The organism is Aeromonas allosaccharophila, assembly GCF_000819685.1.
In the GTDB taxonomy this organism is placed as follows: Bacteria; Pseudomonadota; Gammaproteobacteria; order Enterobacterales; family Aeromonadaceae; genus Aeromonas; species Aeromonas allosaccharophila.
Window position 1 is genome coordinate 18698 of record NZ_CDBR01000064.1, and the last position, 14696, is coordinate 33393.

General features: G+C 60.4%; 12 protein-coding genes and 1 tRNA gene. 5 read left to right on the plus strand and 8 right to left on the minus strand.

Going from position 1 to position 14696, the window contains the following annotated elements; all coding sequences use genetic code 11:
* Positions 1-98 precede the first annotated feature (98 nt).
* The 3 genes from BN1115_RS12225 (at position 99) to BN1115_RS12235 (ending at position 4628) form a co-directional block, all read left to right on the plus strand.
* Complete coding sequence (locus BN1115_RS12225) at positions 99-3035, plus strand: sensor domain-containing phosphodiesterase (RefSeq protein ID WP_042657360.1); 2937 nt, start codon at positions 99-101, stop codon at positions 3033-3035.
* A gap of 65 nt (positions 3036-3100) precedes the next feature.
* Positions 3101-3898: a pyruvate formate lyase 1-activating protein gene (gene pflA / locus BN1115_RS12230; protein WP_082034841.1), complete on the plus strand. Its 798-nt coding sequence runs from the start codon at positions 3101-3103 to the stop codon at positions 3896-3898.
* Positions 3899-3986: 88 nt separating this feature from the next.
* Complete coding sequence (locus tag BN1115_RS12235) at positions 3987-4628, plus strand: energy-coupling factor ABC transporter permease (RefSeq protein ID WP_042657370.1); 642 nt, start codon at positions 3987-3989, stop codon at positions 4626-4628.
* An 85-nt stretch (positions 4629-4713) separates the two neighbouring features.
* Here BN1115_RS12235 and BN1115_RS12240 read toward each other — a convergent pair whose 3' ends face one another.
* Together BN1115_RS12240 and ycfP are read right to left on the minus strand one after the other, a co-directional pair.
* The gene (locus tag BN1115_RS12240; protein ID WP_042657361.1) at positions 4714-6006 is read right to left on the minus strand and encodes an NAD(P)/FAD-dependent oxidoreductase; all 1293 of its coding nucleotides are present in this window, start codon (positions 6004-6006) and stop codon (positions 4714-4716) included.
* A gap of 74 nt (positions 6007-6080) precedes the next feature.
* Complete coding sequence (ycfP, locus tag BN1115_RS12245) at positions 6081-6620, minus strand: alpha/beta hydrolase YcfP (protein WP_042657362.1); 540 nt, start codon at positions 6618-6620, stop codon at positions 6081-6083.
* A gap of 482 nt (positions 6621-7102) precedes the next feature.
* On the opposite strand from ycfP, the gene BN1115_RS12250 reads away from it, so the two are divergent.
* Positions 7103-8509: a nucleobase:cation symporter-2 family protein gene (locus BN1115_RS12250; protein ID WP_042657363.1), complete on the plus strand. Its 1407-nt coding sequence runs from the start codon at positions 7103-7105 to the stop codon at positions 8507-8509.
* Positions 8510-8570: 61 nt separating this feature from the next.
* On the opposite strand, the gene BN1115_RS12255 is transcribed toward BN1115_RS12250, so the two are convergent.
* The 3 genes from BN1115_RS12255 to BN1115_RS22555 all read right to left on the minus strand — a co-directional run bounded on the left by BN1115_RS12255 (position 8571) and on the right by BN1115_RS22555 (position 11552).
* Entirely contained in the window at positions 8571-10367 is a 1797-nt protein-coding gene (locus BN1115_RS12255) for a M3 family oligoendopeptidase (RefSeq protein ID WP_042657364.1), read from the minus strand.
* A gap of 122 nt (positions 10368-10489) precedes the next feature.
* Positions 10490-11410, minus strand: coding sequence for a DUF808 domain-containing protein (locus BN1115_RS12260; RefSeq protein WP_042657365.1), 921 nt, complete (start codon positions 11408-11410; stop codon positions 10490-10492).
* Position 11411: 1 nt separating this feature from the next.
* The gene (locus BN1115_RS22555) at positions 11412-11552 is read right to left on the minus strand and encodes a hypothetical protein (RefSeq protein ID WP_162851500.1); all 141 of its coding nucleotides are present in this window, start codon (positions 11550-11552) and stop codon (positions 11412-11414) included.
* Between the two features lie 190 nt (positions 11553-11742).
* Between BN1115_RS22555 and BN1115_RS12265 the strand changes: the two genes are divergently transcribed.
* Positions 11743-12345 carry a DUF924 family protein gene (locus tag BN1115_RS12265; protein WP_042657366.1) on the plus strand — a complete coding sequence of 201 codons (603 nt, stop codon included), beginning with the start codon at positions 11743-11745 and terminating at the stop codon, positions 12343-12345.
* Between the two features lie 87 nt (positions 12346-12432).
* Here BN1115_RS12265 and BN1115_RS12270 read toward each other — a convergent pair whose 3' ends face one another.
* From BN1115_RS12270 to BN1115_RS12280, 3 genes are all read right to left on the minus strand, one after another.
* Complete coding sequence (locus BN1115_RS12270) at positions 12433-13692, minus strand: dicarboxylate/amino acid:cation symporter (RefSeq protein ID WP_042657367.1); 1260 nt, start codon at positions 13690-13692, stop codon at positions 12433-12435.
* A gap of 204 nt (positions 13693-13896) precedes the next feature.
* A complete protein-coding gene (locus BN1115_RS12275) occupies positions 13897-14328 on the minus strand; it encodes a CC0125/CC1285 family lipoprotein (protein ID WP_042657368.1) in 432 nt (143 codons plus the stop codon).
* Between the two features lie 281 nt (positions 14329-14609).
* A tRNA-Pro gene (locus tag BN1115_RS12280) sits at positions 14610-14686 on the minus strand.
* Positions 14687-14696: the final 10 nt, after the last annotated feature.

The window sequence follows — 14696 nt, forward strand, 5'->3', positions numbered from 1 at the left end:
TAGGCTTTTCTAATTTAGAATTCAATGAAATTTTGTTTCACACCATTTTGCAGTATTCTTGCAACCCCGACGGTTGCTTAACAGGATGTTGTTTGTTCATGTCGTCTACCGCACTCAGTCATCTTCCTCCTGCCCTCCAGACGCCGCTCTTTTTCCGTCTGGATCTACGCAGTCAACGGCTGGTCGCCCTGACCGACGTGATGCAAACCCCGCTCTACTGGCTCGACGAGCCGCGCGCCCCCTGGCCTGCCCAGCTGCCCGATGCCCTGCGCCTGCCCATCGAACAACTGCTGGCCAACGGTCATGGCGGCAAGATCACAGTGCGCTTTGCCAGTCAGTTGTGGCATATCGCCCTCGCCCACGAGCAGGATGGCTTCTGGCTCATCTGTCTGCAGGCCCTTCGTCAGGAGCCCATCGCCGATCTGGCATTGCAACTGCCACGTTTCAGCCAGATGGCGAGCCAGCAACAGTATGCGCCCCTGCTCGAGGCCCTTAAAGAGAGTCTGGGGGCCGATCGGCTCATCCTCTGGCACTATCAGGCCAACGGCGATCTCGGCAGCGAGCAACTCACCCCGGTGTTCACCCTGGGGGTCGAGGCGCTCTACCCCATTCGCGGTGACAGCCGCTATATCCGCGCCCTGCGCACCCGTAAATCCTTGAGCTTCTCTGAAGCGGCCCACCAACCGATGCTGAGCAATCACCTCTATCTGAGCAGTGCCGGTGTGCGCTCGCGCCTCGATGGTGCCCTGCTGGAGCAGGACAAGCTGTTCGGGGTGCTGAGTCTGGAGTATCTCGACCCTACCCCGCTCAGCGAGGAGATGTTGCAACTGGTGCGCAGCAGCGCCCAGCTGCTCGGCCACTGGCAGCCACAACCGGAAGAGCACCGTGCCGAACTGGCCCTCCCGCCCGAGCTGCACCAGCAGACCGGCATCGATTACTGCAAGACGCTGGTGAGCTGGGCCATGCGCGCCAGCGGCGCCCGGGTGGGCTGGATCGGCGAGTTCCAGCCCCGCGGACAGGATCTCTGGATCATCCCCCGCGGCGTCCTTAACGAGGAGGGCTTCTCCACCCTCAAGCCCATCCAGCTCGACCCCGGCCCCGCTCAGGAGCTGTTCCAGCATGGTCAGGCCATCTATGTGGAAGATCTGCCCGTGCGCTATCCCAAGGCGACCCGGCTGCTGGCCCTCAATGCCAGCGCCTACATCGGCATTCCGCTCCATGGCCAGAGCAGCCCCCCCATTGGTCAGATCACCCTGCTGCTCGATACCCCCCTTGAAGAGCCCGAGCAGCTACTGGATCTGTTGAGCAGCCAGCACGAGCGGGCGGCCATCGAGCTCAAGCGCCTCGCCGCCGACGACGCCCTGCGGCTGGCCGAAGTGGCTTTCAATACCCACGATGGGCTGATCGTGATGGATCACAGCGGCATCATCCTCAAGGTCAACCACTCCTTCAGCCGGATCACCGGGTTTGGCGAGGTAGAGGTGATCGGTCACTCCATTCGCAAGCTGCGCCCCACCTACTACGGGGATCATCTCAAGGAAGATGTCAGCCGCACCGTCAACGAGCAGGAGTTCTGGCTCGGGGAAGAGCGCTGCCTGCACAAGGATGGCCACCTCTTTCCGGTGCGCTTGATGGTGAACGGGGTCAAGGATGAGCGGGGGGAGCTCAGCCACTTTATCTGCAGCTTCTACGACATCACCCAGGAAAAAGAGGCCGCCAAACACATCGAGCAGCTCGCCTACTACGACGATCTCTGCGGCCTGCACAACCGGCGCAGCCTCAACCAGATTTTGCAGCAGACCCTGAGCGCCCCCAACGGCCAGTGGGGCGCCCTGCTACTGGTGGATCTCGATAACTTCAAGTCGATCAACGACTCCCTCGGTCACGCCTGCGGCGATCAACTGCTGCAAGCGGTGGTGCAACGTTTCAGGGAGCTGCCTCAGGACAATCTGGTGCAGGCGCGCATCTCGGGGGACGAGTTTGCCCTGCTCTTTACCCAGCTGGGGCAAGGGGAAGTCACCGCCAAAATTCTGGCGGAGCACTTCGCCCGCGAGCTGATGGGGCTGTTTCGCACCCCGTTCGACATCGGTGATCACAAGCTGCACTGCAGCGCCTCGGTGGGGATCAGCCTCTTCTCCGGCAACGAGACGGATCATCTGGTTCTGATGCAACAGGCCGACACCGCGACCCACATGGCCAAGCGCGCCGGTCAGGGCCACTACGTCTTCTTTACCGAGGCGATGGCCCGGCACGAGAAGAACCGGCTGACCCTCACCAATGAGCTGCGCGACGCCCTGCGTCATCACGAGCTGCAACTGCACTATCAACCGCAATATCGGGTCGACAATGGCTCGCTGTCGGGCATCGAGGCGCTGCTACGCTGGCAGCGCAGCGACGGCACCATGGTGCCACCCGGGGAGTTCATCCCCATCGCCGAAGAGACCAGCCTGATCCTCGAGATCGGCTACTGGGTGATGAAGACCGCCTGCGCCCAGTACAGCTTCTGGCTCAACCGCGGCCTGCAGATCCCCCATCTGTCGGTCAACGTCAGCGCCCGCCAGTTCCACACCCAGGGCTTCGTGCAACAGGTGGAGTACATTCTGCGCGACACCGGCGTGCCCCCCTCCCGCCTGCTGCTGGAGGTGACCGAATCGGTAGTGCTGGAGAATCGGCGCGAGAGCATCGCCAGAATGCGCCAGCTCAAGGAGCTGGGCATCCTCATCTCCATCGACGACTTCGGCACCGGCTACTCGTCGCTGGCCTATCTACGGGATCTGCCCGCCGATGAGGTGAAGCTGGATAGAAGCTTCATTCAGACCCTGGTGCACAGCGAACAGGACAGGGCCATCGTCAAGGCGATACTCGATCTGGCCCAGGTCTTCCGCTTTACCGTCACCGCCGAAGGGGTGGAAGAGGAGGCGCAACTTGCCATCCTCAAAGCGTTGGGATGCCAGCATTATCAAGGGTTTCTCACCAGTCGGCCGCTCACCGTCAAGGCGCTGGAGCAGTTGCTTGGCAGCCGGGCACAGGACTAAAGGTGTAGGATCAATAGGGGTTTATGTAATAAAATCACGGCCTGCTCGAATCGTTGGAGTTGTTTATGTCTGTCATTAATCGGATCCCTGCCGTTGAAATCAGCCAGCCAGCCGGATCTCACGGCACCATTGGCCGGATCCATTCCGTCGAAACCTGCGGCACTGTCGATGGTCCGGGGATACGCTTTATCGTATTCATGCAAGGCTGCCTGATGCGCTGCAAGTACTGCCATAACCGCGATACCTGGGATACTGAAGGTGGCCGCGAAGTGACCGTACCGGAGTTGATGAGTGACATCACCAGCTATCGCCACTTCATGAATGCCTCCGGCGGTGGCGTGACAGCGTCCGGCGGTGAAGCCATGCTGCAACCGGCTTTCATTACCGAGCTGTTTACCGCTTGCAAAGAGAAAGGGATCCACACCTGTCTCGACACCAACGGCTTCGTCCGTCATCTCGACGAACAGGTGGACAAGCTGCTCGAACAGACCGATCTGGTGCTGCTCGACATCAAACAGATCAATGACGAGAAACACATTCCGCTGACCCACGTCAGCAACAGATACACCCTGGAGTTTGCCCGCTATCTGGCGGCCAAAGGCAAGACCATGTGGATCCGCTACGTGGTGGTGCCGACCTGGAGCGACGACGACGAGAGCGCCGAAGGGCTGGGCCAGTTCATCGCCGAGCTGGGCGAGAGCGTGGAGAAGGTGGAGCTGCTCCCCTACCACGAACTGGGCAAACACAAGTGGGATGTGCTGGGCGACCCGTACGAGCTGAGCGGGATCAAGCCCCCCAGCAAGGAGACCATGGAACGGGTCAAGGGCATCCTCGGCAAGTACCACGACAACGTCAAATATTGATGGTAAAAGCAGGCTGACTCGTCAGCCTGCTCTGCTATGGGGCGGTCGGGAAGGCCGCCCGGACTCTACTGCATGAATGGACGACAAGATGAGTGAAGGACAACTCGCCGCCCTCCTGATCTGGCTGGTACTGCTGGCCTTTAGCCTGCGCCGCTCCCTGTGGCAAACCCTCCATGACAACCCTCTCTATCAGCACCTGCTGCTGGGCAGTGCCATCGCGCTGGTGCCGCTCTGGTATCTAAGGGCCGGTCTGCATGAGGGGCTCGAGGTCCATTTTCTCGGGCTCACCTCCCTCACCCTGCTGCTGGGCTGGCGGCTGGCGCTGCTCGCCCCCTGCCTGACCCTGCTGGTGCTCGGTTACTTCGGCGTCACCAATCTGGCCGATTTTGGCTGGCAGGCGCTGGTTGGCATCGCCCTGCCAGTAGCCACCAGCTGGCTGCTGTTTCTGGCCAGCTGGGCCTGGCTGCCGCGCCACCTTTTTGTCTATATCTTTGTGGCCGCGTTTCTCGGCGGCGCCCTCGCCATCTCGGTCAAGGTGGTGGCCAGCGCGTTGCTGATGGGGCTGAGCGACAGCTACCCCTGGCACACCATCACGGCAGATTACCTCTCCATCTGGCCGCTGCTGCTGTTCCCCGAAGCGCTGCTCAACGGCATGGCGATGACGGTACTGGCCATCTACCGTCCACACTGGGTCAATACCTTCTTCGACCGCACCTATCTGGGCCAGTAACTCTCTCTTCCCTGATCTGCGCCCATAAAAAAGGAGAGGCCATCGCCTCTCCTTTTTGGTATTCCGAATGGTGCCAAATCCTGGCTTAGTGCAGCTTCAGGGTAGGACGCAGTACCCGGTTGATGCGACCCACCAGCATGATGAGGCCGGTCTTGACGTAACCGTGCAGGGCGATCTGGTGCATCCGGTAGAGAGAGATGTACACCAGACGGGCGATGTAGCCTTCCACCATCATGGAACCGCGCATCAGGTTGCCCATCAGGCTGCCCACGGTGGAGAAGCGGCTGAGGGACACCAGCGAACCGTGGTCGTGGTAGAGGTAGGGCTTCATCTCGCCACCGTTCATCTTGGCCAGGATGTTCTTGAACGCCTGGCTGGCCATCTGGTGGGCAGACTGGGCGCGCGGCGGCACAAACTTGCCATCCGGCTGAGGGCAAGCCGCACAGTCACCGATAACGAAGATGTTCTCGTCACGGGTGGTCTGCAGGGTCTCTTTGACCACCAGCTGGTTGATGCGGTTGGTCTCGAGACCAGCGATGTCCTTCATGAAGTCCGGCGCCTTGATACCGGCCGCCCACACCATCAGATCCGCTTCAATCAGCTCGCCATCCTTGGTGTGCAGACCATCGCTGGTCGCTTCGGTGATCATGGTGGCGGTACGCACGTCCACACCCAGCTTGACCAGCTCCTGATGGGCGGCGCCGCTGATGCGCTCCGGCAAGGCCGGCAGAATGCGCGGGCCCGCTTCCACCAGGGTCACCTTCAGGCTGTCGGTGGTGAGGTTCTTGAAACCGTAGGCGTAGAGCTGCTCGACCGCGTTGTAGAGCTCGGCAGAGAGCTCAACGCCGGTGGCGCCGCCGCCGACGATGGCAATCTTCACCTTGTCGCCCGGCTTATATTCGGTGGCGAACTGCAGGAAGCGGTTCATCATGCTGTTGTGGAAGCGGTGCGCCTGGGAGGGGCTATCGAGGAAGATGCAGTGATCCTTGATCCCCTTGGTGTTGAAGTCGTTGGAGACAGAACCGATGGCCATCACCAGGACGTCGTAAGGCACGGCGCGCTCGTTGACCACGATGTCGCCATTGTCGTCGTGGATCGGGGCCAGCACGATGCGCTTCTCGTCACGCTGGATGTCGGTCAGGGTGCCGAGCTGGAAGTCGAAACCGTGGTTCTTGGCATGGGACTGGTAGCTCAGGGCATCGATGCCCGCATCCATGGAGCCGGTGGCCACTTCGTGCAGCAGGGGCTTCCACAGGTGGGTGCGGTTACGGTCAACCAGGGTGATCTTGGCCTTGTTCTTTTTGCCAAGCTTGCGACCCAGACTGGTGGCCAGCTCCAGGCCACCGGCGCCGCCGCCTACAACGACAATATTCATCATGATGATTTTCCTCGGTTCCTCAAAACGAAAGGGAGCCATGGGCTCCCTAAAACGAAATCGGTCGACGTGATGGATCAGGCTTCTTTGAAGGCCTTCATCCGCTGCAGATGATGCGAGATATTTTTGAACTTATGGGTCTCGCGCTCATCCCACACGATGTCGTAATAGTTCTTCAATTCACGTTCAGTTTCCCGATTATCGCGCACTTCATCCTGAACGGAAAGGATGCACAGACAGTTTCCTGAATTTTTCTTACGAAATTCAGTTACACACTTGGTACCGATATCGTCATATTCCTCCGGCCGGTCGATCTTGCCCTGCATGTTCTCTTCCGGATGGAGGTTGGGGTTGAAGAGCACCTGGCGAATACCGCACAGAAAGCCGATCCGCTCGCTCCAGTAAGCACCAAGCCCCACGCCGCAGATCAGCGGTTTTGGATCGGTACTCATATCGAGCTGCTTCTTCACTTCCTTGAGCAGGTGGCTCATATCATGACGGGGGTGAACCGTGCTGTAGTGCACGAAACGCACATCATCATCAATAAACTGCAACTGCAGCACTTTCTCGTGATTGCCGGGGCTGGTGGCATCAAAGCCATGCAGATAGATGATCATGGATAAGACCTCAGGAACTGTGTCGGTTTTATCGAAACTACCCCAGCGGCGGCCCCGCGCGCCACCAAAACATCCAACTTTCTTGCTTTGGATCACGCCCATAGACCTGATCATGGCCCGTCACGTCGGCGTTGCTAACCTAGGGGCCAGCGATTGGCTATCAAAGTGAGAGTGGCCTCCCGATAATGATAAAAACATTACCAATGTGAGATCTCCCTCCCGCGCGATGCAGCCCCACCCTGGCCACTTATCTGGCCGGGATGTGACTCATCCCACAAAAACAAGGCGTTAGCGCCAAACGTTTTCGCTCATAACCGGCGTTGTGCATGTTTTGTGCACTGACCCGTGCTGCACCGGATCCCTCTCACCACTGCAAAGGGATCTGGCACGTCAGTCAATACACGAGATCAATGACCGGGAAAGCCACGGCTTTCACTATCTTGCCTGTAGCGGTTGCGCGGGCTTCAAGGAGTGATCTGTTCATGAACGAGACCAACCCCCCCTCCCCTCGTCCGGGTACGCGCAAGCGCCCGGTGGATGAAGTGGAGCGCATGCTCCCCATGGGCCAGCTCTTTACCCTCGGCCTGCAACATGTGCTGGTGATGTATGCCGGTGCCGTGGCGGTGCCACTGGTGATCGGCGGCAGTCTGGGGCTGCCCAAGGATCAAATCTCCTACCTCATCAGTTCGGATCTCTTCTGCTGCGGTATCGTCACCCTGCTGCAATGTGTCGGGATTGGCCGCTTTGCCGGGATCCGGCTGCCGGTCATCATGTCGGTCACCTTTGCCGCCGTGATGCCGATGCTGGCCATCGGCGGCAATCCGGATCTGGGGCTGACCGGTATCTTTGGCGCCACCATCGCCGCCGGTATCATCTCGACCCTGCTGGTACCGCTGATCGGCCGGTTGATGCCGCTCTTCCCCACTGTGGTGACCGGGGTGGTTATCACCTCTATCGGGATCAGCATCATGCAGGTGGGGATCGACTGGATGGCGGGGGGCAAGGGTAATCCGGAATATGGCAGCCTGCGCTATATTGGCACCAGCTTTGTGGTGCTCGCCTTCATCTTGCTGGTGACCCGCTTCACCAAGGGCTTTTTCAGCAATATCTCGGTACTGCTCGGGATCATCTTCGGTTTCGTGGTGGCCATCGCCATGGGTGAAGTGAGCCTCGACGGCCTCGGCAATGCGGCCTGGTTTGCCCCCATAGTGCCGTTCGCGTTTGGTTGGCCCACCTTCGACCCCATCTCCATCGCCACCCTGACGGTGATCATGCTCATCACCTTTATCGAGTCGATGGGGATGTTTCTGGCCCTTGGTGACATTGTCGGCCATCCGGCCAGTCGCGGCGACATCGTGCGCGGGCTGCGGGTCGATGCCATCGGCACCATCGTCGGCGGGGTCTTCAACAGCTTCCCCCACACCTCGTTTTCCCAGAATATCGGGCTGGTGAGCGTGACCGGGGTGTCGAGTCGCTGGGTCTGTGTGATGTCGGGGGGGATCCTGCTCGCCTTTGGCCTCATCCCCAAGATGTCGGTGCTGGTCGCCTCCATTCCGCCCTTCGTATTGGGCGGTGCAGGCATAGTGATGTTCGGCATGGTGCTGGCGACCGGCATTCGCATTCTGGCGCGCGCCGATTACAACACCAACCGCCACAACCTTTACATCGTCGCCATCAGCCTCGGGGTCGGCATGATCCCCACCGTTTCAGGGAATTTCTTCCAGCACTTCCCGGCGGCAGCACAACCGCTGTTTCATAGCGGCATCCTGCTGGCCACCATCAGCTCGGTGGCACTCAACCTCTTTTTTAACGGCTATCAGCCTGATCTGAGTCACCAGACCCGTCCTCTGTTCGTTGGTCCCATCAAACCGGAGCAGGAGCAGGCGTAACAAACAGGCCCCGGACAGCGAGGCTGTCCGGGGCCTGTTGTTCACATCGCTACTCAACCAATCAGGCTGGCAGCTGTTCGAAGCGTTCTACCGCCTGCGCTACCTGTGCCAAACTCCCCTGCCAGAAGGCAGCCTCACGGATATCCTGCCCCAGATGTTTCGCCACCAGATCTTCGGCGCTCATCCGGCCGGTATCGCGCAGCAAGGCGCGATACGCCTCGGCAACTCCCTCTTCCCCCGCCGCCTTGCGGCTCATCAACTGCTGATAGACCCCGAGGCTGAACAGATAACCAAACAGATAGGGGTAGTTGTAAAAACCCAGCCCCGCGATGGAGAAGTGCGCCTTCGCCGCCCAGAACATGGGGTGATATCGGGTCAGGCTCCCCTCATACCAGCGTCCCCACGCCTCGTCGGTCAGCGCCTTGAGCCGCTCTGCCGGCACATAGCCCTGCGCCCGCTCGACCACCAGCGCCTGCTCGAAATCGAAGCGAGCCGGGATATTGACCAGGAAGGTAGCCGCGCCATCGGCCTCCGCCCAGGCGATGGCCAGCTGATCTTCCGGGCTTTGCGCCTGCTCGAACAGGGCGCTGCGCACCAGGGTTTCGGCAAAGATGGAGGCGGTCTCCGCCAGCGTCATGGGGTAGCTGCGCTGGCTCATCGGCAGATCGCGAATGACCCAGTTGTGCCAAGCGTGGCCCAGCTCGTGCGCCAGGGTGATGACGTTATCCATGGTGCCGGCGTAGGTGACGAAGACCCGCGGCTCCACCGGCGCGGCAAACTTGGTGCAGTAGGCACCGGTGCGGCGATTTGGCGTGGGCGCCGCATCAATCCACCCCTTCTCGGCCATCATGCGGGCAAACGCCCCCATCTCGGGATCGAAACGGCTAAAGGCATCGGCAATCAACTCGATCGCCGTATCAAAAGGAATGTCACGGCTGCTGGAAGCTGGCGGCGGCGCAAACAGATCCTCCGGCCCCAGATCGTCAAGTCCGAGCCGCGCAGCCATCAGCCCCAGGGCGCGCTGACCCAGCCCACGGGCCCGCCAGGTTTCGCTCATCAGGGCATCGAGGGTGGCGCGTTCGATATGGCTTTGATGGCAGGAGAGATCCAGCGCATCGAGCACACGGGTTTTGCCACGCTGACGGGCCAGCTCCAACCGCCAGCCGTTGAGGGCATTGAGGATGGCGGCAACCGTCTCCTGCTCCCCTTCCCAACCGGCGCTGATGGCATCAAAAGCTTCTAAACGCAGCGCACGCACCGGACTGGAGAGCAAATTGCTCGCCTCGGCCAGCCCCATCTCGCGGCCATCAATGGTCAAGCGGATCTTGCCCACCAGATCGTTGTAGAGGTTGCCCCAGCCGTGCAAACCATCGGTGCCAAGGCCGATCACCAGCTGCTCCGCCGCCACCGGCAGGCGCTGATCCTGCAAGCGACGCTCATGGCGCAAGCGGTACGCCTCCTCGCCGAGCAGCGGATCCCTCATCAGCGCGTCGAATTCCTCTTCCGGTAGCGCCAGCATCAGATCGTCCACTGGCGCCAGGGTCTTGAACAGATCGGCGTTGAGGGCGCGGGCACGGGACGCCAGCTGTTTGGCCTGCGGATCCCGCGCATCCTGACTGCCGCGACACGCCGCCAGAATGGCGACGTTCCAGCCGATATGGCGAATATCACGGGCGCGCAGCCGCACTTCCCGCAAAAAATCCTGCAGCGCAGCGTCATCGCCGCGCACCCCGTCCAGACCCGCCATATAGCTGGCCAGCTCCTCCAGCGCGTGACGGGCGGCGCGCATGTCCGCTTCCAGCTCTGGGCTGTCGAGGCCCGGGTAGATATGGTTGTTATTCCACTGTTGTTGATACATAGCTTCTCGCAAAGGCCTTCATCGGGAGGCGCAACAGACCTGCGGGCAGCAAGCCCGAGACCGAGCGTCCCGCAGGCAAAAAAATGAAGAGAGGAAAAAAGAGAAAATAGCCCGCAAGTTCACTATCCCTTGGCCGGGGCAAGGCGGCTCACCAGCGTCATCACCGCAACCAGCAGCAGACCCGCCACCACACCGGCTACGGCGTTGAGCAGGGTCGGCGTCACCGCCGCCAGTACGGCCCCCACGGTCGGCAGGGTGGCAACGACAGCGGCAGCCCCTTCGATCAGGTGATGGGCAAAAGGCCAGCCATGCACCAGAATGCCGCCCCCCACCATAAACATGGCGATGGTGCCGACCAGTGCCAGCAGGTGCATCAGGCGCGGCGCCGTCACCAGCAGCCCTTGCCCTACTGCGCGGCGCAGGGCGCTGCCATCGGGCTTTTGCAGCAGGTGCAGGCCGATATCGTCGAGCTTGACGATCAGCCCCACCAGCCCGTAGACCCCGATGGTCATCAGCACGGCGATGCCCGCCACCACCGAGAGCTGCAGGGCGAGGCTCGCACCCTGTACCGTGCCAAGGGCGATGACGATGATCTCGGCAGAAAGAATAAAATCGGTGCGGATCGCCCCTTTCACCTTCTGCTGCTCAAACGCGGCCAAATCATCGGGAATGGGGGTGGCGTGACTCTCCCCCTCGCTCACCTCATGAGGCAGGAACTTGTGCGCCAGCTTCTCGCCCCCCTCAAAGCAGAGGTAGGCGCCCCCCAGCATCAGAAGCGGCGTGATAAGCCAAGGCACCAGCGCACTGATGGCGATGGCGGCGGGCACCAGGATCAGCTTGTTGCGAAATGAGCCCTTGGCCACCGCCCATACCACCGGCAGCTCCCGCTCGGCGCGCACCCCGGAGACCTGCTCCGCGTTGAGGGCGAGATCGTCCCCCAACACCCCGGCGGTCTTCTTCGCCGCCATCTTGGTCATCAGTGCCACATCATCGAGCACGCTGGCAATATCATCAAGCAGGGCCAACAGACTGGTTCCGGCCATATCAAAGATCCCTTATATCAGTGAGAAACGTCTTCCCGAAAAATGTCTCGCGCTTGTTCACCACGACCTTGGTCATCGGCGCCACGTCATCGAGCACGCTGGCAATATCGTCGAGCAGGGCCAACCAACTGGTTCCGGCCATATCAGAGATTCCTTATATCAGTGATGCAAACCCCCTCAGAGAGAGCGACAGGATAAGCAGACCCGCTTCATCGCTCCGAGGTTACGTCTTTCGGGCAAAAGATGGCACAGTGTAACGAGAAGCCGCCGTTTCGGCAGCACCCCTGAGCCATTTGATCTTGGTTCCCTCTGAATCACCTCAAGGAGTTCCCATGCAACCCTGGCAACCTCTGCTCGATCTCTGGTTTGGCGACGAGGCCGATGACGCCCTCCGGGCCACCCGGCAAGCACCCCTCTGGTGGGGAAAAAACAGCGAAACGGATGCCCTGCTGGCCAGCCGCTTCGGCGAGCTGGCACAGGCCGCAGCCGAGGGCAGTCTCGCCCACTGGGCCGATGCCCCCAGCGGTCGGCTGGCGCTGATCCTGCTGCTCGACCAGCTGCCACGCAATATCCATCGCGGCACGCCTGCGGCCTTTGCCCAAGATCCGCTGGCAAGGGATCTCTGCCTGAAAGGGTTGTCCATCGGGGCAGACCAATCCCTCTCGCCACTGGCGCGGGTCTTCTTCTATCTCCCGCTGGAACATGCCGAATCCCGGGAACAGCAGACCAGAAGCGTGGCGCTGTTCGAGGCACTGGCAACCGAGCAGGCCAGCACACCGGCGCAAGCGACCTTCGCAGGATTTGCCGACTTTGCCCGCCGCCATCAGGTGATCATCGAGCGCTTTGGCCGCTTCCCCCACCGCAACGACATACTGGGTCGCACCAGCACGCCGGAAGAGGCGGAATTTTTGCAGCAACCGGGCTCGGGCTTCTGACACCCGCCATATAAAAAAATCCCCGTCATGGTCATGACGGGGATTTTTCGTTCAACCTGCCAACCCTGCGGGCGGCTTAAACCGTTGTTACGCCTTGGCGGGCTCACGCTCGCCCAGTTCATCGGTCTCGCCCAGACTGTCTTCGGTCTTGGCAACCACGCTGGCGGCGATGGCGTTACCCAGCACGTTGGTAGCAGAGCGGCCCATGTCGAGGAAGTGGTCGATACCCAGCAGCAGCAGGATGCCCGCTTCCGGAATATGGAACTGGTTGAGGGTCGCGGCAATCACCACCAGAGAGGCGCGCGGCACCCCGGCCATCCCCTTGGAGGTGACCATCAGCAACAGCAGCATGGTGATCTGCTGGGCCATGGAGAGCTCGATGCCATAAGCCTGGGCGATGAACATCACCGCGAAGGTGCAATACATCATGGAGCCATCGAGGTTGAAGGAGTAACCCATCGGCAGCACGAAGCTGGCGATGCGCTTGTCACAGCCGAACTTCTCCAGACGATCCAGGGTCTTGGGATAGGCGGCTTCAGAGCTGGCGGTAGAGAAGGCCAGCAGGATAGGTTCGCGGATAAGCGCCAGCAGTTTGATGACGCGACCACGCAGGAAGACGCTACCCATGGCGATCAGCAGCAACCAGAGGCAGGCCAGCGCGATGTAGAACTGGGCCATAAAGCTGCCGTAGGTGACCAGAATACCCAGCCCTTCTTTGGCGACCATGGCGGCGATGGCTCCAAATACCGCGAACGGCGCAAAGTTCATCACGTAACCGGTCACTTTCAGCATGATCTCGGCAGCACTGGCCATCAGCACCACCACCGGCTTGGCCAGATCGCCCAGCGCAGCAGCAGCCAGACCGAAGAAGAGGGAGAACACCACGATCTGCAGGATCTCGTTGGTGGCCATCGCCTCGACCACGCTTTTGGGGATGGCGTGGGTCACAAAATCTTTCAGGGTAATGGCACCGGCAGCAATACCGGAACTGGCGGTGTCATTGGGCAGGGAGAGTGAAAGACCCACGCCCGGCTGCATCAGGGTCACCATCACCAGACCCAGGCTCAGGGACATCAGGGAGGCCAGCATGAACCAGCCTAGGGTTTTGGCGCCGATGCGGCCGACAGTGCGGGTGTCGCCCATCTTGGCGATGCCGACCACCAGAGTGGTGAAGACCAGCGGTGCGATGATCATCTTGATCAGTCGCAGGAAGATATCGGTCAGGATAGTGATGTTATTGGCGAAATCCGCAGCCTGATCTGCGGCAAACATGCGATAGCCCTGGCCGGTGAGGATGCCAAACATCATGGAGATGAGGATGGCGACCGTCAGTTTATTCATTTTCATGGGGGAGTCCCGGTTTTGATTGGTGCAAGCCGTTAACGGTGGCATGGGAGCCACTACAGTCCGTTTTTGTGATCCGAGCCGTTGATTCCTGGCGGCTGGTATGCTGGGAGAATGCCTAAAAGCAGGGGGTAAATCTAGAGGGTTGTTCCAGAATTTTATGCTGCCATTAGGTGTATGTGATATGGATCTTGCAAACCACCAATATTAATCGCTGTTTGTTTTAATTGTGGCGAGATATTTCGCGTTGAGGGTTCGCTCATCCATTGCCCGTGGCAACAGGCGAAAAGTGAGCAGCGCCGAGATGCGGTGCTGCACCTGCATCTGGGCCATAAAGAGATCCGGTTCATCCTCGTCAAAGCCGAAGATCGGCCGCGATGGCGTCACCCTGACGGCATCACGGGTAATGGTCAGCTCATCGACGCCGAGCCAGCTATAGCCTTCTGTGAGCGCCAGCTCCCCTGCCCGCTTGAGCACATATTTGCGGGCTGTCTCCCTGTCCACCAGATCGTTGCCGACAAACTCCAGCTGCCATTTGTCCGGGCCAAGCCGGGTCTGGGAGAAACCGGTCTGGCCATTCCAGAACGACTTTTCACTCTGGTAAGGGGTGGCGCAGCCCGCCAGCAGCAGGGTGAACATCAGCAGACAAACCGGTTTGAACAGACGTGCAGGCACAGAAGACCTCGGCTAGTGGTGTGGGCAACTGAGCCGTTACTACAGCACAAACCCCGGTGGCGACACAATCACAGTGGCTATCTCCGCTCTCCGTTGCTTCTAGCCGCCTCTTCTACCCGTCTCTGTTCGCTGCCGCCTCTGCCCGCCCTTCCGGACTGATCCGCCTGTCTGGGGCCGCACACCGGCGCTGAATTGCGTGCAAAAGAAAAGGCCTTGTCGTTTGACAAGGCCTTTATCGGGGAATTTGGTCGGTGTGAGAGGATTCGAACCTCCGACCCTCTACACCCCATGCAGATGCGCTACCTGGCTGCGCTACACACCGACGGAGTCAG

What these genes read in the sequence shown, in the direction of transcription:
- BN1115_RS12225 (WP_042657360.1), top strand. Translation starts at nt 99, where the DNA reads ATGTCGTCTACCGCACTCAGTCATCTTCCTCCTGCCCTCCAGACGCCG.
- pflA (WP_082034841.1), top strand. Translation starts at nt 3,101, where the DNA reads ATGTCTGTCATTAATCGGATCCCTGCCGTTGAAATCAGCCAGCCAGCC.
- BN1115_RS12235 (WP_042657370.1), top strand. Translation starts at nt 3,987, where the DNA reads ATGAGTGAAGGACAACTCGCCGCCCTCCTGATCTGGCTGGTACTGCTG.
- BN1115_RS12240 (WP_042657361.1), bottom strand. Translation starts at nt 6,006, where the DNA reads ATGATGAATATTGTCGTTGTAGGCGGCGGCGCCGGTGGCCTGGAGCTG.
- ycfP (WP_042657362.1), bottom strand. Translation starts at nt 6,620, where the DNA reads ATGATCATCTATCTGCATGGCTTTGATGCCACCAGCCCCGGCAATCAC.
- BN1115_RS12250 (WP_042657363.1), top strand. Translation starts at nt 7,103, where the DNA reads ATGAACGAGACCAACCCCCCCTCCCCTCGTCCGGGTACGCGCAAGCGC.
- BN1115_RS12255 (WP_042657364.1), bottom strand. Translation starts at nt 10,367, where the DNA reads ATGTATCAACAACAGTGGAATAACAACCATATCTACCCGGGCCTCGAC.
- BN1115_RS12260 (WP_042657365.1), bottom strand. Translation starts at nt 11,410, where the DNA reads ATGGCCGGAACCAGTCTGTTGGCCCTGCTTGATGATATTGCCAGCGTG.
- BN1115_RS22555 (WP_162851500.1), bottom strand. Translation starts at nt 11,552, where the DNA reads ATGGCCGGAACCAGTTGGTTGGCCCTGCTCGACGATATTGCCAGCGTG.
- BN1115_RS12265 (WP_042657366.1), top strand. Translation starts at nt 11,743, where the DNA reads ATGCAACCCTGGCAACCTCTGCTCGATCTCTGGTTTGGCGACGAGGCC.
- BN1115_RS12270 (WP_042657367.1), bottom strand. Translation starts at nt 13,692, where the DNA reads ATGAAAATGAATAAACTGACGGTCGCCATCCTCATCTCCATGATGTTT.
- BN1115_RS12275 (WP_042657368.1), bottom strand. Translation starts at nt 14,328, where the DNA reads ATGTTCACCCTGCTGCTGGCGGGCTGCGCCACCCCTTACCAGAGTGAA.